Source organism: Amycolatopsis orientalis (assembly GCF_000943515.2).
Taxonomy (GTDB): Bacteria; Actinomycetota; Actinomycetes; order Mycobacteriales; family Pseudonocardiaceae; genus Amycolatopsis; species Amycolatopsis orientalis.
On sequence record NZ_CP016174.1, the window covers coordinates 3112829 to 3134463 of the forward strand.

Annotated in this window: 26 protein-coding genes; 12 read left to right on the forward strand and 14 right to left on the reverse strand. The window is 69.7% G+C overall.

The window, feature by feature from the left end:
• Nucleotide 1: 1 nt before the first annotated feature.
• Nucleotides 2–637, forward strand: coding sequence for a DUF6885 family protein (locus SD37_RS13920; protein ID WP_044854405.1), 636 nt, complete (start codon nt 2–4; stop codon nt 635–637).
• On the opposite strand, the gene SD37_RS13925 is transcribed toward SD37_RS13920, so the two are convergent.
• From SD37_RS13925 to SD37_RS13935, 3 genes are all read right to left on the reverse strand, one after another.
• On the reverse strand, nt 612–2057 hold the full coding sequence (locus SD37_RS13925; protein ID WP_044854451.1) for an APC family permease: 1446 nt from the start codon (nt 2055–2057) through the stop codon (nt 612–614). The two genes, SD37_RS13920 and SD37_RS13925, sit on opposite strands and share 26 nt — an antisense overlap.
• A gap of 435 nt (nt 2058–2492) precedes the next feature.
• Nucleotides 2493–3149 carry a response regulator gene (locus tag SD37_RS13930; protein ID WP_044854406.1) on the reverse strand — a complete coding sequence of 219 codons (657 nt, stop codon included), beginning with the start codon at nt 3147–3149 and terminating at the stop codon, nt 2493–2495.
• The gene (locus tag SD37_RS13935) at nt 3146–4345 is read right to left on the reverse strand and encodes a sensor histidine kinase (protein WP_044854407.1); all 1200 of its coding nucleotides are present in this window, start codon (nt 4343–4345) and stop codon (nt 3146–3148) included. The genes SD37_RS13930 and SD37_RS13935 overlap by 4 nt, the downstream gene beginning before the upstream one ends.
• Nucleotides 4346–4455: 110 nt before the next feature.
• Between SD37_RS13935 and SD37_RS13940 the strand changes: the two genes are divergently transcribed.
• On the forward strand, nt 4456–5067 hold the full coding sequence (locus tag SD37_RS13940; RefSeq protein ID WP_044854408.1) for a hypothetical protein: 612 nt from the start codon (nt 4456–4458) through the stop codon (nt 5065–5067).
• The gene (locus tag SD37_RS13945) at nt 5064–5279 is read left to right on the forward strand and encodes a hypothetical protein (RefSeq protein ID WP_044854409.1); all 216 of its coding nucleotides are present in this window, start codon (nt 5064–5066) and stop codon (nt 5277–5279) included. Before SD37_RS13940 ends, SD37_RS13945 begins: the two co-directional genes overlap by 4 nt.
• Here the strand turns inward: SD37_RS13945 and SD37_RS13950 are convergent.
• Nucleotides 5271–6503, reverse strand: a complete 1233-nt coding sequence (locus tag SD37_RS13950; protein WP_044854410.1) for a hypothetical protein — start codon at nt 6501–6503, stop codon at nt 5271–5273. The genes SD37_RS13945 and SD37_RS13950 overlap by 9 nt on opposite strands.
• Nucleotides 6500–7354, reverse strand: a complete 855-nt coding sequence (locus SD37_RS13955) for a class I SAM-dependent methyltransferase (protein WP_236725360.1) — start codon at nt 7352–7354, stop codon at nt 6500–6502. The genes SD37_RS13950 and SD37_RS13955 overlap by 4 nt, the downstream gene beginning before the upstream one ends.
• A gap of 5 nt (nt 7355–7359) precedes the next feature.
• On the opposite strand from SD37_RS13955, the gene SD37_RS13960 reads away from it, so the two are divergent.
• Both SD37_RS13960 and SD37_RS13965 read left to right on the forward strand, forming a co-directional pair.
• Entirely contained in the window at nt 7360–7737 is a 378-nt protein-coding gene (locus SD37_RS13960) for a hypothetical protein (protein ID WP_044854412.1), read from the forward strand.
• Between the two features lie 46 nt (nt 7738–7783).
• Complete coding sequence (locus SD37_RS13965) at nt 7784–8983, forward strand: hypothetical protein (protein ID WP_236725361.1); 1200 nt, start codon at nt 7784–7786, stop codon at nt 8981–8983.
• Between the two features lies 1 nt (nt 8984).
• Here the strand turns inward: SD37_RS13965 and SD37_RS13970 are convergent, their stop codons facing one another.
• Nucleotides 8985–9839, reverse strand: coding sequence for an LLM class flavin-dependent oxidoreductase (locus tag SD37_RS13970; RefSeq protein ID WP_044854414.1), 855 nt, complete (start codon nt 9837–9839; stop codon nt 8985–8987).
• 218 nt (nt 9840–10057) lie between these two features.
• On the opposite strand from SD37_RS13970, the gene SD37_RS13975 reads away from it, so the two are divergent.
• Nucleotides 10058–11275, forward strand: a complete 1218-nt coding sequence (locus SD37_RS13975) for an IS30 family transposase (protein ID WP_418189822.1) — start codon at nt 10058–10060, stop codon at nt 11273–11275.
• Between the two features lie 13 nt (nt 11276–11288).
• Here the strand turns inward: SD37_RS13975 and SD37_RS44100 are convergent, their stop codons facing one another.
• From SD37_RS44100 to ppgK, 3 genes are all read right to left on the reverse strand, one after another.
• The gene (locus tag SD37_RS44100; RefSeq protein ID WP_256376579.1) at nt 11289–11420 is read right to left on the reverse strand and encodes a hypothetical protein; all 132 of its coding nucleotides are present in this window, start codon (nt 11418–11420) and stop codon (nt 11289–11291) included.
• A gap of 101 nt (nt 11421–11521) precedes the next feature.
• Nucleotides 11522–12919 (reverse strand): RNA polymerase sigma factor, encoded by a 1398-nt coding sequence (locus tag SD37_RS13985; protein WP_044850506.1) that lies wholly within the window; start codon nt 12917–12919, stop codon nt 11522–11524.
• Between the two features lie 246 nt (nt 12920–13165).
• On the reverse strand, nt 13166–13927 hold the full coding sequence (gene ppgK / locus SD37_RS13990; protein WP_044850505.1) for a polyphosphate--glucose phosphotransferase: 762 nt from the start codon (nt 13925–13927) through the stop codon (nt 13166–13168).
• 67 nt (nt 13928–13994) lie between these two features.
• Here ppgK and SD37_RS13995 point away from each other — a divergent pair, with 67 nt between their 5' ends.
• Nucleotides 13995–14813 carry an inositol monophosphatase family protein gene (locus tag SD37_RS13995; RefSeq protein ID WP_044850504.1) on the forward strand — a complete coding sequence of 273 codons (819 nt, stop codon included), beginning with the start codon at nt 13995–13997 and terminating at the stop codon, nt 14811–14813.
• An 80-nt stretch (nt 14814–14893) separates the two neighbouring features.
• Here the strand turns inward: SD37_RS13995 and cei are convergent, their stop codons facing one another.
• Nucleotides 14894–15577, reverse strand: a complete 684-nt coding sequence (gene cei / locus SD37_RS14000; RefSeq protein WP_044850503.1) for an envelope integrity protein Cei — start codon at nt 15575–15577, stop codon at nt 14894–14896.
• A gap of 475 nt (nt 15578–16052) precedes the next feature.
• Between cei and SD37_RS14005 the strand changes: the two genes are divergently transcribed.
• Nucleotides 16053–16361, forward strand: a complete 309-nt coding sequence (locus SD37_RS14005; RefSeq protein WP_005164528.1) for a DUF4193 domain-containing protein — start codon at nt 16053–16055, stop codon at nt 16359–16361.
• Between the two features lie 94 nt (nt 16362–16455).
• Here SD37_RS14005 and SD37_RS14010 read toward each other — a convergent pair whose 3' ends face one another.
• Nucleotides 16456–16950, reverse strand: coding sequence for a DUF3093 domain-containing protein (locus SD37_RS14010; RefSeq protein WP_044850502.1), 495 nt, complete (start codon nt 16948–16950; stop codon nt 16456–16458).
• A 24-nt stretch (nt 16951–16974) separates the two neighbouring features.
• Here SD37_RS14010 and dut point away from each other — a divergent pair, with 24 nt between their 5' ends.
• Both dut and SD37_RS14020 read left to right on the forward strand, forming a co-directional pair.
• Nucleotides 16975–17457, forward strand: coding sequence for a dUTP diphosphatase (gene dut, locus SD37_RS14015; protein ID WP_037303862.1), 483 nt, complete (start codon nt 16975–16977; stop codon nt 17455–17457).
• Entirely contained in the window at nt 17457–18113 is a 657-nt protein-coding gene (locus SD37_RS14020) for a DUF3710 domain-containing protein (protein WP_044850501.1), read from the forward strand. The genes dut and SD37_RS14020 overlap by 1 nt, the downstream gene beginning before the upstream one ends.
• Here SD37_RS14020 and SD37_RS14025 read toward each other — a convergent pair.
• Nucleotides 18110–18820, reverse strand: a complete 711-nt coding sequence (locus SD37_RS14025) for an alpha/beta fold hydrolase (protein ID WP_201788882.1) — start codon at nt 18818–18820, stop codon at nt 18110–18112. The two genes, SD37_RS14020 and SD37_RS14025, sit on opposite strands and share 4 nt — an antisense overlap.
• Before the next feature lie 102 nt (nt 18821–18922).
• Here SD37_RS14025 and SD37_RS14030 point away from each other — a divergent pair, with 102 nt between their 5' ends.
• Nucleotides 18923–19303 carry an OB-fold nucleic acid binding domain-containing protein gene (locus SD37_RS14030; protein ID WP_020637383.1) on the forward strand — a complete coding sequence of 127 codons (381 nt, stop codon included), beginning with the start codon at nt 18923–18925 and terminating at the stop codon, nt 19301–19303.
• Nucleotides 19304–19312: 9 nt separating this feature from the next.
• The gene (locus SD37_RS14035) at nt 19313–20050 is read left to right on the forward strand and encodes a DUF3159 domain-containing protein (RefSeq protein WP_044850500.1); all 738 of its coding nucleotides are present in this window, start codon (nt 19313–19315) and stop codon (nt 20048–20050) included.
• A 60-nt stretch (nt 20051–20110) separates the two neighbouring features.
• On the opposite strand, the gene SD37_RS14040 is transcribed toward SD37_RS14035, so the two are convergent.
• Both SD37_RS14040 and SD37_RS14045 read right to left on the reverse strand, forming a co-directional pair.
• Entirely contained in the window at nt 20111–20767 is a 657-nt protein-coding gene (locus SD37_RS14040) for a potassium channel family protein (RefSeq protein WP_007033567.1), read from the reverse strand.
• A complete protein-coding gene (locus SD37_RS14045; RefSeq protein ID WP_044850499.1) occupies nt 20767–21432 on the reverse strand; it encodes a potassium channel family protein in 666 nt (221 codons plus the stop codon). Before SD37_RS14045 ends, SD37_RS14040 begins: the two co-directional genes overlap by 1 nt.
• Between the last annotated feature and the right edge of the window lie 203 nt (nt 21433–21635).

Genomic DNA, 21635 nt, shown 5'->3' on the forward strand with positions numbered 1-21635 from the left:
CGTGTCCGGGCCGCGCCGGCTCCCCGGCGGCGAGCACCTCGTCGCCGTCGCCCGAGCCGAACTTCCGCAGCGGGACGGGCTCGCCGGGCCGTTCACCGCGCTGGCCGCCCTGCGCGCCGCGGGGTTCGACGTCGCGGGCCAGGACGAGGTCGCCGCGCTGGCGGGCACCACGATGGAGGGGCTCGCCCGGGCGATCGGGACACTGTCGGGTGGACAGCTCGCCGCGGTACCCGCCACCGGGGACTGGACGCCGAGGACGTTGTTCATGCTCCTGACCGCGCTGTGGCGGCTCCCGCGGGTCGCGGTGATCGCGGAGGTCGATCCGGCCGAATTCGGCGCGCACGACACCCCGGAGCGGGCGTTGCTCGACTATCTCGACACCGGGGTCCCGCCGCTGTGGTCGTCGCGCTGGCGTCCGGCGGCCGCGCATTTCGTCCTGGTGACCGGGCTGCGGATCGGCACCGAAGGAACCTTGCTGTCCATTATGGACGGTTATCCGTCGTTGGGGGACAACGGATCGCACGACCAGCCGGTCGAATGGGTGGCCGCGGCGCTGAGCCGGATGCTGATCGTGGTCGACGGCGGCGACGCCGGGGCCGTCGCCGCCGCGATCACGTCGGCCGGTCTGTGGAGCTGACGTCTTCGGCCGGTTCGGCGAAACGCGAATGCTTGCGCCCGTAGAAGACGTAGATCAGCAGGCCGAGCAGCAGCCACGCGGCGAACCGCAGCCAGGTCATCACGTCGAGGTTGAGCATCAGGTAGAAGCACGCCACCGCCGCCGCGATCGGCAGGTACGGCGAGAACGGCACAGTGAACGGGCGCTCGAGGTCCGGACGGCGTTTCCGCAGCACCGGGACGGCCACCGCGACGATGATCATCGCCGACAGCGCGCCGATGCTGACCATGTCGGCGAGTTCGGAGATCGGGATGAACGCGGCCAGCGTCGCGATCAGCACGGCACCGGCGATGGTCATCCGGTGCGGTGTGCCCCACCGCGGATGCGCCGTGCCGAACTTCTTCGGCAGCAGCCCGTCGCGGCCCATCGCGAACCCGATCCGGCCGATCGTCACCAGCTCCACCATCATCACCGACGTCAGCCCGGTGACCGCGCCCAGCGAGATCAGCGCGCCCACCCAATGCTGACCGACCCGGTCGAAGGCGTCGGCGAGCGGGGCGCCCGCGTCGATCTCGGCGAACGGCACCATCCCGGTCAGCACCAGCGAGACCCCGATGTAGAGCAGCGCGCAGACCCCGAGCGCGCCGAGGATGCCGACCCGCAGGTCCCGTTTGGGGTTCACGGTCTCCTCGCCGAGGTTGGCGAGCGCCTCGAACCCGGTGTAGGCGAAGAAGACGACCGCGGCGGCGGTGACCATCCCGGCGATGCCGTAGACGGACTGTTCGAGGCCGAGCGCGGCTTGCACGATCGGCTGATGCAGGGCGCCGGCGGTCTCCGTCGGCGGCTGGGCCGGCGGGATGAACGGGGTGAGGTTCTCACCGCGGACGTAGAACACGCCGACCGCGAGGATCAGCACGCAGACCGCGACCTTCACCAGCACGAGCAGATTCGTCACCCGCGCCGACTCCTTGATCCCGATGACGGCGATCACGGTCAGCACGGCGATGATCACGACCGCGCCGATGTTCACCTTCGCGTCTTCACCGAACCATTCGGGGGAGAGCCCCATCAGGTTCGCGAGGTAGCCGGACCAGCCCCGTGACACGACAGCCGCGCCGAGGGCGAACTCCAGCAGGAGATCCCAGCCGATGATCCAGGCGAACGTCTCGCCGAGGGTGGCGAACGCGTAGGTGTAGGCACTTCCGGCTGTCGGCACGCTGGAGGCGAGTTCGGCGTAGCAGAGCGCGGCCATCCCGGCGACGACGGCGCCGAGCACGAACGACAGCGTCACCGACGGGCCCGCGTGGGTCTTGGCTTCGACACCGGCGAGGGTGAAGATCCCGGTGCCGATGATGATGCCGACCCCGAAACCGATCAGGTCGCGCCCGCGCAGGCGGCGTTTCAGCTCACCCGAGTCCTGTCGCTTCAGGACCTCGTCCACGTCCAGAGTTCGCCGCATGAAGGGTCACGCTAGAAGATCGCCGCCCGGCCCGCAGATCGGTGGGAACTCAGCGGGCGGCGGTCCCCCTTGCAACCCTCGACAGCCCTCCTGATCATCGCTCGCCCGCCCAAACGCGCCCATGACTGTCCACAAGGGACATTTTCCGACGCATCGATGTCCGATTTATGTCTACATGTACGGCTCTGGGCAGGGTCGTGAGTGGCAAAGAGGGGTAGAACGCTGCTCGCCACTCACGACCACCTAGCGAGACCGCGCAAACTGCTCAAGTCGGACATCTATAGCCGGAAAAGTGTCCCTTGTGGACACCCTGGGTCGCGGACAGGCTTACGTCAGTCAGTCCGTGACCCCACCGGGAAACGCCATATTTCCTTACCTGGCAATAGTCCTCTAGAGGCGCTTCCGGGTGCAGGGCCCTCAAGGACTCTCGAGGGTGATCCCGTTCTCCTGGGCGAGGATCGCCGCCTGTACCCGCGACCGCAGGTCGAGCTTCGTCAGCACCCGCGACACGTGGGTCTTCACCGTCGTCTCGCCGATGTGCAGCCGGGTCCCGATCTGCGCGTTGGACAGGCCGCCGCCCAGGCACGCCAGCACCTCGCGCTCGCGGTCGGTCAGCTGGCCGAGCCCGTCGGGGACAGGGGACGGTTCCCGCGTCCCCGCGGCGAAAGCGGTGATCAGCTTCCGCGTGACCTGCGGGGCGAGCACCCCTTCGCCCGCCGCCACCAGCTTCACCGCTTCGACCAGCCGCGAAGCCTCCACCGACTTCAGCAGGAACCCGGCCGCGCCCGCCCGCAGCGCGGCGTGGACGTACTCGTCGAGGTCGAAGGTGGTCAGCACGAGGACCTCGCACAGCCCCTCCGTGGTCAGTTCCCGGGTGGCCGCGATGCCGTCGACGCCGGGCATCCGGACGTCCATCAGCACGACGTCCGGTTTCAGCGCCTTCGCCTGGCGGACGGCGGTGGCGCCGTCGGCGGCCTCGCCGACGACCTCGATGCCTTCGGCGTTGCCGAGGATCATCATCAGCCCCGCCCGGATCGCGCCGTGGTCGTCGGCGACGAGCACCTTGATGGTCAAGACCCCTCCAGAGGCAGTTCGGCGCGGACGAGCCAGCCACCGCCGGACGGCCCGGCGGCGAGGACGCCGCCCACCGCGGCAGCGCGCTCCCGCATGGTCAGCAGGCCGAGTCCGGTCCCGCCGTCGTCGCCCGAACCGGAGCCGGGACGAAGATCGTTGCGTACTTCGACGGTGAGGATGCCGCCGTGCACGCGGATGCCCAGCACGGCGCGCCCGCCCGCGGCGTGCTTCGCCGCGTTGGTGAGCGCCTCCTGTGCGATCCGGTACGCGGTCAGATCGACCGCGGCGGGCAGCGGCGGCGTTTCGTCCACTGCGGAGACCACCTCGACCGCCAGCCCGCTCGCCCGCGCCGATTCGACCAGTTTGGACAGTTCGGCCAGCCGGGGCGGCGCCGTCGGCTCGATCTCCGGGTCCCCTGTGGACGGATCGGCGCGCAGCAGCCCGATCATCGCGCGCATCTCCTCCAGCGCGCTCACACTGTTCTCCCGCACCGATTCCAGGACCGTCCTGGACAGTTTCGGGTCGGCCTCCGCCATCGACAACGCCGCTTCGGACTGGATGGCGATCGCGGAGAGGTGCCCGGCGATGACGTCGTGCAGATCCCGCGCCATCTTCGAGCGTTCCCCCGCCACGGAGGCCCGCCGGTCCAGCTCGCCGATCGTGGCCAGCTGCACCGCGTTCGCCCGTTCGGTGTCGGCGACGTCCCGCTGCTGCCGCACGGTCGCCGCCCACCACACCGGCGTGATCAGGAACGGCAGCAGCGAGAACGCGGCGAGGATCGCCGTCCGCCACTGCGAGGACATCAGCAGCGCCAGGCCCACCACCGCGAGTGTCCCGAGCGCGGCGACCCCGATCATCACCCGGCTGACGCGCCGGGAACCGTAGAGCGTCGTCGCGTAGAGGAAGTCGGTGAAGACGAGGATGATCGGCAGCGAGGTGCCCAGCGCGACGTCCACGCCGACCACGACCAGCGCGCACAACAGTCCCAAGGGGACCTTGCGGCGCAGCATTCCCAGACCGCACAACACGGTCAGCTCGGTCAGCCGGATCCAGAGCGGGGTGTCGTCGCGGCCGTTGAGCAGGACCTGCATCCCGCTGAGGTAGACCAGCAGACCCAGTACCCAGGTGCCGATTGCGATGACGGCGTCCTGCTTCCACTCGGGAAGATGGGTCAGGCGCGGCACCAACGAGGACACCCGTCCATCCCAGCACACCCCGGCGCGCGCCGGGGTCCTACGAAGTGATGACGGTGCTGTCGTGCCGATCACCGACGCGGCCGCGTCGCCGCGCGGGCAAGACTCGGACCGTGAACAAGATCTGGGACTTCATCGAGGAAAACCCCATCGCGGCGGTGGTCGCCGGCGGGGAGATCGCCTTCTGGGTCGCCATCGCCGCGGGCCTGGTGGCCCGCTATCTGCTCAAACTGCGGCGGACGAGCGTCGTCCTGCTGCTGCTCACGCCGGTGATCGACCTCGTCGTGCTGGCCGGGACGGTGATCGACCTGCGCGACGGGGGCAAGGCGAACTTCGTGCACGGCCTTGCCGCGGTCTACCTCGGCTTCAGCGTGGTGTTCGGGCACTCGATGATCAAGTGGGCCGACGTGCGGTTCGCCCACCGGTTCGCGGGCGGGCCGCCGCCGCGCAAGCCGGACGGCCGGGAGAAGCTGCGCGCCGAATGGCGTGACTGGGGGAAATGCGTGGCGGCCTGCGCGCTCGCCGCGGTGGTGCTGCTCGGGCTGATCTTCCTGGTCGGCGACACCGAGCAGGTCGCGCCGCTGTGGGGGTGGCTGCCGCGGCTGGGGGTCGTGACGGCCATCTGGTTCGCGACCGGCCCGCTGTGGCAGCAGTTCACCCCGCGTCACGACCGGGCTGGAAGTGACCCTGAAGAGGCCCACCGTCCGGAAGGAGCGCGGCGATGATCGAGGTGGTGGGGATCCTGCTGCTGGTCCAGGGCGCGGGAGGGCTGATCAACCGGCTGATGGGCGGCTCCGGGCCGAGCTGGTTCGTCCAGCTCCACCTGCTCCCGCCGGGGACGCACCTCGTGGCGAGCGCGCTGATGGTGGCGGCGGGCGTGGCGGTCCTGTTCGCCGAGCGTGCCCGCAAACAACGCCGCGACGGCGGATCAGAGTGACACGACCACCTGCAGGACACCGAGGACGATGGTGACGATCGTCAGCACGACGGTCACCACGGTGAGCCGCGTGACCCGCGCGCTCACCGTGTTCTCGTAGGTGTACCGGGTCTCCTCGTCCATCGCCTCGGCCTGGCGGTCGAGCTGGGCGATGATCCGCTCCACGCCCATGCTGGTGACCAGGCGGCGCTCCAGCGAATCGATTTCGGGCGGGAGCACCGAATGCAGCATTTCGAGGATGTCGTCGAGCGAGCCGCGCAGCAGCCGGGTGCGGCTCGCCGCCTTCTGTTTCCCCGCCAGCGTCCGCATCTCGTGCTGGGCGGTGCGCAGCCACTGGTCGGCCAGCGCCATCCGGATCAGGACCCGTTCGAGGATGAAGAGCATCCCGTGGTCAAGCCCGCCGACGTCACTGTCGATGCCGAAGTACGGTTCGGCCTCGCCGAACGGGCCGCGCATCAGCTCGTCCTGGTGCTCGACGTACTCGGAATCCTTGCTGTTGAGGCAGACGATGCCGCCCGCCATGGTGTAGGCGGCGACGAAGGACCGGGTCCCCCAGGACGGGCCGAGCGCCTCCCTGGCGACCTCGCGGGGCACGAACCGCCAGCCTTCGTCGCTGGTCGCCATCCCGTAGAACGGCCGGGGGTCGGCGGCGACCCGCTGCGCGGGCGGATGTCCGTCGTGGGACCGCAGTTCGACACACCAGCCCTTGCGGCTGAGCCCTTCGGTGAGCCCGCAGCCCTTGGTCAGGTCCTCGAAGATGTGGGTGACGGCCTTGAGGAGCGAGGGGAAGGTCTTCTCGCCGTAGCCGCCGTGCAGTCCGGCCGTCCCGTTCGCCGTCTCCCGGCCCTGGAGGCTCTGCAGGACGGCGATGGCGAGATCGAACTCCGCGGCGGGACGGTCGGCCGTCGGCGCGGTGACCGTGGTGGTGAGGATCAGCGTCATCGCGTGGTAGCTCGGATGCCAGGTGACGACGAGTTCGCACGGCAGGCTGAGCGCGCCGAGGCGGATCGCCAGCCGGGAACCCCCGGTGCGTTTGCGCAGCACCCGCCGTAGCGGCGGGGTCGTGTAGCTGGTGAGGAAGTTCTCCGCGGCCGTCCATTCCTCGCCGAGTTTCCCGTCGAGGTGGGTCAGCAGGCCGCGATCCCGGCCGCCGTCCAGGACCTTCCCCGCCTCCCGCTCCGACAGCGGGACCGCCCAGGCGAAGCTGAGGAGGACCGCGGTCATGCGGGTTCGCGGCGCAGCAGGGTGACCAGGTCCCGGCCGAGGTGGCGGCGCAGTGGACCGGAGGCGTTGACCAGTTCGTCGCGGTCGACGTGCTCGTCGGCGGGGCCGAGGTCGTCGAGGACGTGATAGGTCCACTCCCACTCCGTGCGCCAGCCCGCTTCGGCGGCTTCGGCGGCGACCTCCGCCGGATCGAGATACCGGACCGGGAGCGCCGGCCCCTCACCCTCACGCAAGGCCTTGTCGAACTGTTCGCGGCCGATCCGGCGTGAACGGACTTCGCCGCCTTCGACACTGTCGAGGCTGAAGGCGCCCTGCCCGATCGGTGACCGGCTGTAGGCCAGCACCAGGGCGCCGCCGGGCGCGGTGAGCCCGGCCAGCCGCCGCAGGATGGGCGCGACGTCCGACGTCGGCACGTGCTGGATGACATGACTGCAGACCACGAGGTCGTACGGGCCGCCGTCCAGTTCGGTGATCGGCGACGCGGTAAAGGAGAACCGGGTGTCTTCGACGACGGTCTCGCGTGCCTTGGCCAGCCTCTCCTGGTCGGGGTCCGCGGCGGTGACGTCGGCGGAGAACCGGGCGACCCAGGGCAGGAGGCGGCCCTCGCCGCAGCCCGCGTCGAGCGCCTTGATCCCGGCCCGCGCACCGAGCGTGGCGGTGAGCTGTCCGGCGACCTTCCCGAGCGCGCGGTCCTCGCTTGCCGTCCAATAGCCGTCGTAGGGTTCGTGCCGTCGGATGAACGTGCCGGTGACGTGGTCGCCGGTGTCCGGATAGCGGTAGCTCTCGGTCAGCACAGTCGCGAATATAGCCGGATTCGCGGGCTTCTCCGGCTCTCCGTGCGGGATTACCATGGGTCATGGCCACCGTGCCTGTCTTGCTGTACTCCGTCGTCGCCGTGGCGCCGTCGGCCCTTTTCTGGTGCGCGCTGAAAGTGCCCGTGGTGGTGCGCCGGTGGCGCCGCCGCCGCGAACCGGAGCCGCCGGCGGGCCCGCCCATCGAGAAACTCGCCGCCGATCTCCGCCGGGTGCACCGGCTGCTGGCCGAACTCCCTCCCGGCGCTTCGGCCGTCCGGCGGCACGGCACCAGGCAGGCGTACGACGCGCTGCTCGTCCAGGCCTGCCGGGAGGTCGAGGTCGACCACCGGCTGGACAAGCTGCCCGAGGGGTTCGACCGCGGGATCGAACGGCTGCGCGTCGAGGAATCGCTGGCCGAGCGCGGGGTTTCGGTGTCCTGACGCGGTTTGTATCGAACGTATGCGGGTGGCCGGGACGCTCGCGGGCATGAAGAGGTTGGGACTTCTCGCTTCACTCTTGCTGGTGTTCGCGTTCGTTCCCGGGGTCGCCTCCGCCGCGGCCGCCTTCCCTCGGCTGGACGCGGCCACGGTCGACGGCTTCCGCTGGACGCCGGGTTCGAGCTTCGACGTCTACGGCGCGCGGATCGCCGCACTGGAGGCCAAGCTCCCGCCGCGCGGCCTGCCGGAGATCCTGTCGTCGGCCAACCGGTCGGCGCGGCCGTTGTGCCACGGCACCCATCTCGCGGCGGCGCTGAAACCGGCGGGATTCTGCTGGGAGGACGCTAACGACGACAAGACCAACGACTGGATCCCGCAGGGCCTCACCGGCTCCGGGGACGCCGACGCCGCGACCGGGAAGGTCGGCGGCAAACGGGTCGTGGCCGCCTCCTGGCACACCCCGGGCGACACCATGGTCCGGCTGTCCTTTGTGGACGCGACCGGGCTCGGCTACCGCCACGTGCTGCTGGTCGAGCCGACGTCGGACGACAACTTCGCCGTCGTGCAGGGGCACGGGCACGGGATGACCTGGATCGGGAACCGGCTGTTCGTCGCGACCACCGGGGGAGTGGTCCGGGTCTTCGACACGACGCGCTTCTGGAAGGTCGACGACAGCTCCGGTGTCGTCGGCAAGGGCACGGACGGCAAGTACCACGCGGCGTTCTACGACTACGCGATGCCGCAGATCGGCGCCTACTGGTACCCCGGCGGCGGATCCTGCACCGGCGCTCCCGGGGTGCGGCCGTGTCTCGCGACGATGTCCTTCGACCACGGCGACGGCTCGATCGTGACCGCGGAACACGTGCCCAACGCCGCCGGGGGCCGGGTGCTGCGCTGGCCGTTCGAACGCGCGACGGGTCTGCCCAAGCTGTCGGCCGACGGGACCGTGCACGCGAAGGAAGGGTTCGTGTCGCCGGTGTGGGGCATGCAGGGAGCGGTGTCGCGCAACGGATATTTCGTGATGACCGGCGTCTGCCCGGAGTACGCCGGGGTGGCGGGCGATCATCCGTCCTGTCTGCACGGCGGGGTCGGCGGCACCACGACGTCGAGACTGTCCGGGCAGGCGCCGGTCAACAGCCAGAACCTCTCCTACTGGCCTGCCACCGGGGAACTGTGGCTGATGAACGAGCAACTCCGGGAACGGGTCACCGTGCACGTCCCGTGGACGACACTGACCGGCAGGCCCTGAGTCACAGGACGAGCTCGGCGAGCCTGGCGATGTCGTCGAGCTCGTCGGTGGCCGGGTTGAAGATCAGCTCGTCCGCGCCGATGTCGCCGAAGGCCTTCACCGCGTCGCGGACCGCTTCCGGGGTGGTGCGCACGCCGGAAGCGATGAACTCGGCCGACTCGGCACCCATGTTGCCGTAGTAGTCGCGGACCTTCGCGCGTCCGGTGTCGGGCTCGCCGAGGGCGAAGTAGGTGATCGCCACGAGCCGCGGCTCGCCTTCGCGACCGGCCTCCCGCCAGGCGGTGCGGGCCTGCTCGAACGCCCCGGAAACCATCTCGGGCGGCATCGATCCGCCGACGTAGCCCTCGCCCCACTTCGCCATCCTTGCCAGCGCTTTCGGCGCGAAACCGCCGAACAGCAACGGAACCTGGCGAGTCCCGGGCGGCACGGCGGCGTTGTCCCCGCCGCCGACGGGCTCGCCGGCCCACACGTCGCGGTAGACCTCGAGGTCGGCGTCGATCCGCTTGCCGAGTCCCTTCGGACCGAGCCCTTCGGCGACGAAATCGTCCGTCCGCCCGCCGATGCCGACGCCGAGGGTGAGCCGCCCGCCGGAGACGCCGTCGATCCCGGCGATCTCCTTCGCCAGCAACACGGGCGGCCAGACGGTGCCGAGCAGGACGTTGGAGATCAACCCGATGCGGGAAGTCGCGCCCGCGGCGGCGGCGAGCGCGACGGTGTCCATCACGCCGGGATAGGCGATCCGGCCGACGGTGCCGAGGGTCGAGAACCCGGCTTCCTCGGACCGGGCGGCCCAGGTGGGCAGGACGGCCGGGCGCATGTCACGGACCTGGTTCGGGAGGCCGATGCCGATCTTCATGAAGGCTCCTGGAAGGAAGAGAGATGTTCTTCCAACCTCCCCGAAAACGAAGAACCCCGCCACCAGGTGACGGGGTTCTTCGTGACCGTCTTCGACTCGATCTGCCGGATGCGCACGAACAACTCCGGGCGCGGCCATCAAGTCCGTGAAGGCCTCCTTGAGGGACCCTGGGTCCCTCAAGGAGGCTCGGAGTCATGGGGTTGTTGCAACACCGTCTGATGGAGGGCGGGGTTGTGGTGGTGCGGGTTCATCGGTGGTTGCCGCGGTCGGTGCGGGTGGCGTTTTGGGATCGGGTCCGGGCCGGGGTGGCGGCGAAGCCGGCGGCCCGGGCGGTGGGCTTGTCCCCGACGACGGGGGTGCGGTTGTTCCGGCAGGCTGGCGGGGTGATCGGTAACGCACCCACCCGGCCTGGTCCGGTCCGGTTAAGCCTGGCCGAGCGGGAAGAGATCGCCTGCCTGACCGCGGCGGGGCAGGGGCCTCGCGCGATCGGGCGGGTGATCGGCCGCCCGGCCTCGACGGTGTCACGCGAGGTGGCCCGTAACACCGGCACCTCCGGTGCCTATCGGGCGGTCAGTGCCCAGCACGCGGCTGAGGAACGCGCGAAACGCCCGAAGGTCGCGAAACTGGCCGCGGACGCCTCGTTGCGCCAGGTGGTGCAGGCCGGACTGGACCGGAAATGGTCCCCGCGTCAGATCTCCCGGAGACTGGTGCTGGAGTTCCCCGACCGGCCGGAGATGCGGGTGTCACACGAAACGATCTACCAATCCTTGTATGTCCAGGGAAAGGGTGCGCTGCGCCGCGAACTGACCGCCGCGTTGCGGACCGGGCGGGCACTGCGGATGCCACGCCGTCAGGCCCAGGCCCGCCGGGAACGCACCCCCGGCGGGCTCAAGGACATGGTCAACATCTCCGCCCGGCCCGCCGAGGCCGCCGACCGCGCGGTCCCCGGGCACTGGGAAGGCGACCTGATCCTGGGCAAGGACAACAAGTCCGCGATCGGAACCCTGGTCGAACGCTCGACCCGGTTCGTGATGCTGCTGCACCTGCCCCACGGACGCGACGCCGCCACCGTCGCTCACGCCATGACCGAGATCATCCACACCCTGCCACCACTGCTGGCCAAGTCCCTGACCTGGGACCAAGGCAAAGAAATGGCCCACCACCAGCAGATCACCCTGGCCACCGGCCTGGACATCTACTTCTGCGACCCTCACGCACCCTGGCAACGCGGCACCAACGAGAACACCAACGGCCTGCTCCGCCAATACTTCCCCAAAAGCACCGACCTCACCCAGCACACCCCAGCCGACCTCGCCCGCGTCGCCACCGAACTCAACGGACGACCCCGAGAGACCCTCGGCTGGCACACACCCGCCGAAGCCCTCGAAGCACTACTCTCAGACCAACAAACAATGCGTGTTGCAACCACCATGTGAATCCGCCAGGCCTTCACGGACCGGTCACGAAGAAAGTCAGGTCGGCGGTCGGGGTGTCCTCGGCGCGGACGGCCCGCGCGCGGCTCCAGGGGAGTTCCGCGGATCCGTAGCGGTCGAGGTTCTTGGTGACGTGAGGTTTTGTCATACCCACGCGTCGAACGGGCGGGCCGGGCCGCGATTCGACACCGGACGCGAAGAACCCCGCCACCAGGTGACGGGGTTCTTCGTGTCCGTGAAAGAAAAAAATCAGTCCAGATAGTCGCGCAGCACCTGCGAACGCGACGGGTGACGCAGCTTCGACATCGTCTTCGACTCGATCTGCCGGATGCGCTCACGGGTCACCCCGTACACCTGGCCGATCTCGTCGAGCGTGCGCGGCTGACCGTCGGTGAGGCCGAACCGCAGCCGCACCACCCCGGCTTCACGTTCGGACAGCGTCTGCAGCACCGACTGGAGCTGGTCCTGCAGCAACGTGAACGACACCGCGTCGACCGCGACGACGGCCTCGGAGTCCTCGATGAAGTCACCGAGCTGCGAGTCGCCCTCGTCGCCGATGGTCTGGTCGAGCGAGATCGGCTCACGGGCGTACTGCTGGATCTCGAGGACCTTCTCCGGGGAGATGTCCATTTCCTTCGCGAGCTCTTCGGGAGTGGGCTCGCGACCGAGGTCCTGCAGCAGTTCACGCTGTATACGGCCGAGCTTGTTGATGACCTCGACCATGTGCACCGGGATACGGATGGTGCGGGCCTGGTCGGCCATCGCGCGGGTGATCGCCTGACGGATCCACCAGGTGGCGTACGTGGAGAACTTGTAGCCCTTGGTGTAGTCGAACTTCTCGACCGCGCGGATCAGGCCGAGGTTGCCCTCCTGGATCAGGTCCAGGAACGCCATGCCGCGGCCGGTGTAGCGCTTGGCCAGCGAGACCACGAGCCGGAGGTTCGCCTCCAGGAGGTGGTTCTTCGCCCGTTCACCGTCGCGCACGATCCACTTGAGGTCGCGCCGCATCTGGGTGACGAGCTTCTCGCCCTCCTCCTCGGCGTTGCGGACGCGTTCGGCGGCGTAGAGCCCGGCCTCGATGCGCTTGGCGAGCTCCACCTCCTCCTCGGCGTTCAGCAGGGCGACCTTGCCGATCTGCTTGAGGTACGCGCGGACCGAGTCGGCCGAAGCGGTGAGCTCGGCGTCCTTACGGGCCTGGCGCAGCGCCTCGGACTCTTCCTCGTCCCAGACGAAGTCCGGGTTGTCGGAGGTCTTTCCGGCGTTCTTGTCGGCCACCGTGCGGCGCCGCGGGGGCGTCTCTTCGGCGTCCTCGTCGGACTCGGCGTCCTCTTCGGTGTCTTCGGTGACCGTCGCGTCGACGACGTCCACCTCGACCTCTTCCAGGTCGGACAGATCCGGGGTTTCGAGGTCGGCTTCGTCGAGGTCTACCGGACCGTCTTCCGGGTCGCCGTCTTCGACCTTGGCACCCTTGGTGGTGGGTTTCTTGGCCGGAGCCTTCTTCGCCGGGGCCTTCTTCGCGCCTGCCGCCTTGGTGGCGGTCTTGCGCGCCGCGGGCTTCGCCGCGCCGGTGGCTGCCTCGTCGGCCGGCTCGCCGGCTGCGGTCGCTGTCTTCGTCCCGCTTCGGGTTGCGGTTCTTGCGGCTGCCACTTACGCCCTTTCGCAGCGGTCGATCATGACGAGCCGAGGCGTGATGGTCTCGGCTGCCTCAAACTTCGGGGAACACCCCTCGGCCTGCGGTTTCCCTCGTTCTCGTGGGTGCCGCCGCCGTGGGCCGTGTTCCATTGTAACGACGATACGTGAGAGCGTCGCGGCGCGGATCACCGCCCGGCGGGGGCGACACGCCGTCCGACCCGCCGAAGTGACACCCATGACCTCGATGTCAGCACGGGCGCGTCAGTGCTCGATGCCCTCCGCGGCGGCCGCCGCCGCGCCGACGATGCCCGCGTTGTTCTGCAAGGACGCGACGACGACCGGGGTCCGGATGTCCAGGAGCGGGACCCACTTGTGCGACTTCTTGCTGACCCCGCCGCCGACGATGAACAGGTCCGGCCAGATCAGGTTTTCCAGCACGCTGAGATACCTGTTCACCCGTTCCGCCCATTCGGGATACGACAGTTCCTCGTTGTCCTTCACCGACGCCGCGGCCTTCTTCTCCGCGTCGAAGCCGTCGACCTCGATGTGGCCGAACTCGGTGTTGGGCACGAGTTTGCCGTCCTGGAAGACCGCGCTGCCGATGCCGGTGCCGAAGGTCAGCAGCGCCGTCACGCCGCGCCGCGCGGCCGGGTCGCCCCAGCGGATCTCGGCCATGCCGGCGGCGTCGGCGTCGTTGAGCATCGCGATGTCGTCCACCCCGCGGCCGAGGCGTTTGGCGAACAGCGCGTCGGCGTCGGTGCCGATCCACGCGCGGTCGATGTTGGCCGCGGTGTGCGCGACGCCCTTCTTGACGACCGCGGGCAGGGTGACCCCGACGGGACCGTCCCAGCCCGCCTGGCCGGTGATCTCCGCGACGACGTCGGCCACCGCCTCGGGCGTCGACGGCTTCGGCGTGTCGAACCGGATCCGGTCGCCGATCAGCTGTCCCTGCGCCAAGTCGACCAGCGCGCCCTTGATCCCGCTGCCGCCGATGTCGATACCGAAACCTCGGGTCGCCTCCACCACGGACGTGGTCCCTTCTCGCACGATTCAGAAGCCTGCCTCGGAGACTTTAACCGGATGTGGTGACATGGCGGACGTGGGAGTTGACGAGACGTTGCTGAAGAGTGTCGCCGAGCGTGTCGCGGACGAGGCCGCCGAACTGGTCCACGAGGCCTGGACCGGGATGAACGCGGGCCGCGAGGTGCGGGTGGACACCAAGTCCGCCGACACCGACGTGGTGACCGCCGTGGACCACGAGTCGGAACGGCTGGTGCGCGCGAGGCTGGCCGAACTGCGCCCCGACGACGCTGTGCTCGGCGAGGAGGGCGGCGGGAGCGCGGGTGACGGGGTGACCTGGGTGGTCGACCCGATCGACGGGACGGTGAACTTCCTCTACGGGCTGCCGTGGTTCGCCGTTTCGGTGGCCGCGCAGGTCGGCGGGGTCTCGGTCGCGGGCGCCGTCGCCGAACCGGTCAGCGGCCGCCGCTGGAGCGCCGCGCGCGGGCAGGGCGCGTTCCTCGACGGGCGGCCGCTGCGGGTCAACGCGCCGGACCGGCTCGACCTGACCCTCGTCGGCACCGGGTTCGCCTACAAGGTCGAACGGCGCACGAAGCAGGCGCGGTTCGTCGCCGAGCTGGCGACCCGGGTGCGGGACGTCCGGCGCAACGGCGCCGCCTCACTCGACCTGTGCGCTGTCGCGGCGGGCTGGCTGGACGCCTATGTCGAACACGGGCTCGGGCACTGGGACTGGGCCGCGGGCGCGCTCATCGCCGCCGAGGCGGGCGCCCTGGTGTCCCTTCCGGGAGAGGACGCCGGGCTGGGACCGGACGCGACCTTCGCGGTGGCGCCGTCGATCGCCGCGCCGCTGCGCCAGGCGCTGATCGAGTCCGGTGCGGGCGCGATCTGAGGCTCCGGCAGACGCCATGAAAGGTCCTTTCCTTGCGAAATTCGCAAGGAAAGGACCTTTCATGGCATTTGAGTACGGGCTCAGCAGGGGACTTCGCGGGCGGCCTTCAGCAGTGCCTGGTCGATCACCGGGGCGCCGCCGCCCGCCGATTGCTCGCCGCCGCCGGTGCCCTGCTGCGCCTTCGACCACTGCGTGAGCTGGTCGAGGACCTTGCGGGCCTCCGCCTTCGGGCGGATGTCGCCGAACAGGGTGCCGGTGGTGAGGGTGACCGAAGCGTCCTTGCGGTTGTCCTTGACCAGTTCCGCGCACGGGACCACCAGGCTCACCGTGCGGGCCGCCGCCGCGCCGATCTCGCCGAAACGGATCTGGCCGCGGCATTTGGCCTCGGCGTCCTTGTAGGCCGGGTCGGTGATCGGCTCGAGGGCCTGGGAGAAGCCCATTTCCTTGAGCGTGCTGGTGGCGATGCCGCCCTGGCCGCGGATCTTGGAGCCGTTGAGCACCTGGAGGGCGACCTTGTCGGGCGGGACCGGCGTGCGATCGTCCAGCCCGTTGTGCGCCAGCGACGTGTAGGTGACTCCCGGTTGCGGAGAAGGCGGTGGATCGCAGCGGATCTTGGCGTCGACGTCGGCGCCGCTCGCCACGACGTTCACCCAGACGATCACCGCGCCGAGCGCCAGCACCCCGATCACGATGAGCGCGGGCAGCGGGTTGTGCTTGCGATACGGCTTCGCCCCGCGGTCCCCGATGCCGTTCCCCGACGCCACCTGCCAGTCCCTTCCCCAAAGCCCGGTTCCCCGGACGGTGCCTTCAGTCACACCGTCGTGTCCGATCAGCCTATGCGTTGAGGCGAAGGTCGTCGGCGCGGGCCTCCGGATAGCACCACGCGACGGCCACTCCGGGCAAGCGACCGGGCCCGGTCGGTGAGGTTCCCGACGCAGGGGCAACCCATTCGGACGACGGGCGTCTTTAGGACAGCTTCTCCGCCCTCGGCCAGGTTCCCCCTGTTGGGTGACGTATTCGCGGCAATGTCTGACTCGTTGCAGAGCCGGTATCGGCGTGAGCTACCCTTCGCGGGCTCAGGCGGCAGTAAGAGGCGCAAAAGAGAGACCTCGCTCACTGCCGAGCCGGGCACAAACAGGGGCGCTGGGACGTTAACCAGCGGCACGAAGGACTCACGAGCCACGCGCTCGCGGGTCCGGGCCATCTGACATCGAAGCTGATCGCAGGGGTGAGGGACAAATGGCGACCGACTACGACGCTCCGCGCCGCAGCGAAGCCGACGAGCTGGCCGAAGACTCGTTGGAAGAGCTCAAGGCACGGCGCAACGAAAACCAGTCCGGCGTCGTGGACGTCGACGAGGACGCGACCGCCGAAAACTTCGAGCTGCCGGGCGCGGACCTCTCCGGACTTTCCGGTGAGGACCTGACCGTGAAGGTCGTGCCCAAGCAGGCCGACGAGTTCACCTGCTCCGTCTGCTTCCTGGTGCATCACCGCAGCAGGCTGGCGGAGGAGAGTGGCGGACGGCTCATCTGCCGCGACTGCGCCTGAGCCTACGGGCACAGGGGACGGCGCGACAGGGGGTTTCGGGGTTCAAAACAGGAATAAGGGGGCCGGCCTGGTGGCCGGCCCCCTTTCCTGTTGTCTAGGCCTTCGAGGCGGGCTGGCGCAGCAGCGCGGCCACCTTCTCCGGGTGACGGGTGCTGAACAGCCAGTACGGCGTCGGGTCGTCGGGGTCGGTGAGCCAGACCCGCACGACCGGGCCGACCCAGCCCCGGTGCAGCACGAAGGCCGCCGGATCGGCGTCGCGGCCGAGGGCCTTCCGCTTCTCTTCCTTGCCGATGACCTCGACGTCACCCGCGAACTTCAGCGGCAGGTGCGCGTCGCGGAGCCACAGTTCCGGCTCGTCCCCGCCGGTGACCTTCACCTTCGAGCGGCCAAGCGAGATCATCAGCGCGATCACGGCGGGGAGCAGCACCACGTACGGCAGCCAGCCGCGGAGCCCGGGATAGCCCATGTCGATCTCCGCCGCCAGCAGCCCGCCGCCCAGCAGCGGCAACGGCCAGCCCCACCACGGGACGTAGAGCCGCTCTGAATGCTTGACGGCGCCGCCTTCGGCCGTGCTCACGCTTTCACCCACGCCTTCAGGGTAGTCTCGCCGCCCGTGTCCACCGTTCAGGTACTGCTTTCCCGGATCGATCCGTCGGTCCCTCTTCCCGCCTACGCGCGCCCCGGCGACGCGGGCGCCGACCTCGTCACCACCTCGGATCTCGTGCTCGCCCCCGGCGAACGCGGCGTGGTCGGGACGGGCGTCGCGATCGCCCTGCCCCCCGGGTACGCGGGCTTCGTCCACCCTCGCTCGGGCCTGGCGGCCCGCGTCGGACTTTCCGTCGTGAACACCCCCGGCACGATCGACTCCGGGTACCGCGGTGAGATCCGCGTCTGCCTGATCAACCATGATCTCTCCGAGAAGGTCGTGCTCACCCGCGGCGACCGGATCGCGCAGCTGGTCGTGCAACGGGTCGAACAGGCCGAGTTCGTCGAGGTAGCCGAGCTCGCGTCGTCCGAGCGCGGCGAGGGAGGGTATGGCTCCACGGGCGGACACGCCACACTGGGAGCCGGAGCCAGGGAAGGAACGGAGAACTAGTGGGGATTTTCGGTCGCAAGCGCGGGGCGAAGCCCGGCGGACGGCACGCCGCGCCCGAGGTCGAGGACCGCCCCGGCGACGTCGACGACGCCGAGGAGTTCGAGCCGCAGCTGTCGGAGACCGCCGACGGCCCGTTCGACATCGCCGACGCGCCCGAGGACGGCATCCCGCGGATCGACCTCGGCTCGGTGAAGGTGCCGGTACCCGACGGTTCCCAGGTCCAGGTCGAGATGGACCCGGAGAGCGGCGGCGTCCGCGCGGTGCACGTCGTCACCGAACAGGGCCAGATCACCGTCAGCGGCTACGCGGCGCCCCGGTCGGGCGGCCTGTGGAAAGACGTCAGCACCGAGCTCACCGAGCAGCTGCGCGCCGACGGCGCCAAGGTCTCGGTCGGCATGGGGGAGTGGGGCCTGGAGCTGTCCGCGATCGTCGGTGACGTCGCGCTGCGGTTCGTCGGGGTCGACGGGCCGCGCTGGATGCTCCGCGGCGTCATCGCCGGGCCGCAGTCGCAGTCGTCGCAGGCGCCCGCCGTGCTGCGCGAGATCGTGCGGCACACCATCGTCGACCGCGGCGACGCGCCGATGCCGGTCCGCACCCCGCTGACCATCACGCTGCCTGACGCCGTCGCCCAGCACATCGCCGAGCAGCAGGGTTAGCGGCAGGCTTTCAGCCAGGCCAGCACGGTCGCCCGGCCCAGGGATTCCCGGTCCGCGCCGAGGGCGGTGAGTGTCGACTCGCCGACCTCGGCGCGCGGCAGGGCGTCCGCCCAGGCCCGCGCGACCGCCACCGGATGGATCGGATCGTCCACGCAAGCGCCGATCCCGGCGGGCACGTCGAGGCCTTTCAGGTCTTCGAGTTCCGGGGCAGCCCGGGCCGCCGCCGTCCGCAGGCTCGCCGCCAGCCCGTCGCCGTGCCGCCGCCACGCCCGGCCCAGTTCCGCCGAAAGCCAGTCAGGGACGCCGTCGGACGATTTCGCCAGCGCGCCGTCGACGCCGTTTTCGGCCACCAGATCCGCTGACAGCCGCGCGGCGAGCGACGCGGGTGCTTGCCCGGCCGGGCCGTTCCAGGCCGGGAGCGCGGCCAGCAGGCCGGTGCAGTGCCCCGGATTGCGGGCCGCCCACTCCGCGGAGAGGTGCGCGCCGAACGAGATACCGCCGACGAGCAGCAGGCCGTGTTCGGCCGACAGCCGGTCCAGTACCGCGAGATAGCCGTCCGCGAGCCGGTCTCCGGGTGGGGGCGGCGGGGCGAGCAACCGGATGCCGAGCGCCCGTAGCGGGCCGGAGAACACGCTGCGGACGAACACCTCGTCCGACCCGGTGCCGGGGAGCACTACTGCCGTCGTAGGCGGAATAGCGGAGGTCACGTTGCGATCTTCTCCCAAACCGGTTTCCCTGGCTGAACACAGTTACGCTGGATTACGCACGGGCCGTTCGAGTCGGGGGCCCCGGAGCACAGGAGCACCGTTATGCCCGCCAAAGACGGCGGCTACTTCAGCCGGTTGGTTCGCAAGCTGACCAGCGACGTCGAGGATCTCGACGCCGACGACCTATCCGAAAAATCCGAGGCGGGCGGGGCTCAGCGAGCCTGTGACTGCCGGTCGGGCGAAGAGGTGACGGTGCTCGGCAGACTCCGCAGTGTGGAACTCTGCCCGACCAACGAGGCCGCGACACTGCAGGCCGAGCTGTTCGACGGCACGCAGGGTGTGACGCTAATCTGGCTCGGACGCCGCCGGATCCCCGGGATCGAACCCGGGCGAACCATCAAGGTGCGCGGCCGGATGGCCGAACGTGATGGTCAGAAGGTGCTGTACAACCCCTATTACGAACTTCAGAGCCCTGTGAGTTGATCCCGCATCGTGACTGAACCCGCCGGCGGCGAAGAGAAGACCGACGACAAGAAGCCGCAGCCCACCCTGCTGGAACAGATGGGCGGGCTGTCGGGGCTGTTCTATTCCTCGCTGCCGGTCATCGTGTTCGTGATCGCGAACGCCATCTTCGGCCTGACCGTCGGCATCTGGGCAGCCGTCGGCAGCGCCGTGGCCATCACGGTGCTGCGGATCGTCCGCAAGGAACCGCTGCAGCCCGCCATCTCCGGCTTCTTCGGGGTGGCGATCGCGGCGTTCATCGCCTACCGGACCGGTTCGGCCAAGGGCTTCTTCCTGTTCGGCATCTGGACGAGCCTGGTCTACTGCGGGGTCTTCTTGCTGTCGATCGTCGTCCGCTGGCCACTCGCCGGGGTGGTGTGGAACGCGCTCAACGGCAACGGCCACGCCTGGCGCAAGGACAAGAAGTCGCTGATCTCCTACTCGATCGCGACCGCCGCCATGGCCCTGATCTTCGGCGCCCGGTTCGTCGTCCAGCGCTGGCTGTACGACGAGGACTACACCGGCTGGCTGGCCTTCGCGAAGATCGCGATGGGGTACCCGCTGTACGCGCTCGGCCTGCTCACCGTCGTCTGGGCGGTGCGGCGGTCGGAGAAGCACCTCAAGGCGCAGGCCGAAGAGGCCCCGCCGGAAGAGACCGACGAAGAGATCGAGGCGCGACTGCGGGAGAAGTACGCCCAGGCGCCCGCCGTCGACAACCCACGCATTTAGTCCTCTGGATGCGGTACTTGCGCGTGCAACTACCGCATCGAGAGGACTGAACGCGGGAGGTCAGTAGCCGAGCGCGGTCCGGATCTCCGGTTCCACGTCCGACGTCGCCACGAACAGCAGCTCGTCACCCGGCTCCAGGGGGTCCTCCGGCTGCGGCACGATCACCCGGTCTCCGCGCAGGATCGTCACCAGCGCCGCGTCCCGCGGCAGGTTGATCTCGCTGACCGCCTTGCCCGCCAGCGGGGTCTCCTCCGGGAGGGTGAGTTCGACCAGGTTCGCCTGACTCTGCCGGAACGTCATCAGCCGCACCAGATCGCCGACGCTCACCGCCTCCTCGACCATCGCCGCGAGCATCCGCGGTGTCGACACGGCGACATCGACGCCCCAGGCGTCGTTGAACAGCCACTCGTTGGCCGGGTTGTTCACCCGCGCCACCACCCGGCGCACCGCGAACTCGGTCTTCGCCAGCAGCGACACCACCAGGTTCGCCTTGTCGTCACCGGTCGCGGCGATCACGACGTCGCACTGCTCGATCCCGGACTCCTCCAGGATCGACACCTCGCACGCGTCGCCCAGCACCCAGTCCGCCTGCTCGACCGTATGGGGCTCGAACTGGTCGGCCTCACGCTCGATGAGCATCACCTGGTGGCGCCCGTCGATCAGCTCCGCGGCGATCGACCGGCCCACCGCGCCGGCCCCGGCAATCGCGACCCGCATCAGTTCTCCTCTTCCGGTTCGCGAAGGGCGACGCTGGTCACGTCGCTGACAGTGCCCGACTTCGCGGCGACGTACACGACGTCGTCGGCTTGGATCACGGACTTGGTGTCGGGCAGCACGGCGGTACCGAACCGCATGATGAACGCGACCCGCGCGCCGGTGGTGTCCTGCAGGTCGCGCACGCTGCGCCCGACCCACCCCTCGTGCAGCGGCAGCTGCAGGAGCGCCACGCTGCCGGAGGGATCACGCCACGCCGAGGCGACGCCGTCGGGCAGCAGGCTGCGCAGGAACCGGTCGGTCGTCCACGGGACGGTCGCCACCGTCGGGATGCCCAGCCGCTCGTAGACCGCCGCGCGCTTGTGGTCGTAGATCCTGGCGACGACCTTGTCGACGCCGAAGTTCTCCCTGGCCACCCGCGCCGAGATGATGTTGGAGTTGTCGCCGCTGGAGACCGCCGCGAAGGCGCCCGCGCGTTCGATCCCGGCCTCGATCAGCACCTGCCGGTCGAATCCGACGCCGACCACCTGCTGACCGTGGAAATCACTGCCGAGCCGCCGGAACGCCTGCTGGGTCTTGTCGATGATGGCGACGTCGTGCCCCAGTCGCTCCAGCGCCGCGGCCAGGGATGCGCCGACCCGGCCGCATCCCATGATCACCACGTGCACGCCCTGCCTCCTTAGTTTCGGACTTCACCCGTCCGCAGGTACCCGGACACACCAGCGCCGAACCTACCGTGTGGGTCGCCCGTCATCTCCACCGTCCTCCCCCCGCCACCACCCTCAACGGAGACGCTGCGCGTCGCCGTTACTTCCAACCGTCCTCCCCGCCACCACCCTCAACGGAGACGCTGTGCGTCGCCGTTACTCTC